Raw genomic sequence first — 1,181 nt, forward strand, 5'->3', positions numbered from 1 at the left:
CAGGGCAAACGCACCTTAAAGTGGCACATATATGATTGACTATTAAATTAATATGTGGATTGAAGACAGAGAGTATTTGCGATGGGTTAAGACAGTCTAGATTTTGATTAATAAAAATGATAATCAAAAAAGGGAGAGGAGTGGAAAGGCGAGCTTAGCTCGCCTTTCCACTCCTTCTATACCATTATCATTATCAATATCATCAAGATTTGATGAGTAAATTTAATGTTTTTCGGTAAAATTTTCGGTAAAAATCAGTGATTTGAGACTACTTTCAATGAAGCTCAAACCAAAAATTACCATTAGCGAACATTTTAGTGACATAGATGATCCAAGAATCGAACGCTCAAAACTACACCAATTAACAGACATTATCACCATTGCTATTTGTGCTGTGATTTGTGGCGCAGACACCTGGGAAGATATTGAACTCTTCGGTGATGCAAAATATGAGTGGTTTAAAGAATTTTTAGAGTTGGAAAATGGAATTCCATCTCACGATACATTTGCTCGTGTCTTTTCACGTATAGAACCGAAACAATTCCAAGAATGTTTCCTTAGTTGGGTAAAATGTGTTGAGCAGTTAACTGATGGAGACTTAGTCGCTATCGATGGGAAAACTTTACGTCATTCTTATGATGCTAAGAATGAGAAAGCTGCTATTCACATGGTTAGTGCTTGGAGCACATCTCAAAGATTAGTATTAGGGCAAGTTAAAGTTGATGAGAAATCGAATGAAATTACAGCCATTCCTGAATTATTAAACCTTTTATGTCTCAAAGGTTGTATTGTAACTATAGATGCAATGGGTTGCCAGAAACATATTGTTAAAAAGATTGTTGAAAAAGGTGGAGACTACGTTATTACTTTAAAAAAGAATCAAAACTCTTTGTATCAAAGGGTAGAAGAGCTATTTAAGCAAGCAATTACAAACAAATATGAAGGATTTTCTTATAGTACTATTCGTGTTTCAGAACAGGGTCATGGTCGTAATGAAACAAGACATTGCGTAGTGTTAAGTAATGTTAAAGAACTCATAGATCCAGAAGGTAAATGGGATAATTTATATTCTATAGGCATGATAGATTTCATGCGGACATACAAGGGAAAAACTAAATTAGAAACTCGTTATTTTATTAGTAGTCTACCTAACGATGCCGAATTGTTAGCCCAATCTATAC

General features: G+C 34.5%; 1 protein-coding gene. It reads left to right on the forward strand.

Annotated features, from left to right (window positions below; genetic code table 11):
- Positions 1–277: 277 nt before the first annotated feature.
- Positions 278–1,181 (forward strand): ISAs1 family transposase (locus V5G28_RS24975; RefSeq protein WP_336231330.1); only part of this gene is annotated, 904 nt, incomplete at its 3' end.

The organism is Scytonema sp. PRP1, from assembly GCF_036697665.2.
GTDB lineage: Bacteria > Cyanobacteriota > Cyanobacteriia > Cyanobacteriales > Nostocaceae > Kalymmatonema > Kalymmatonema gypsitolerans.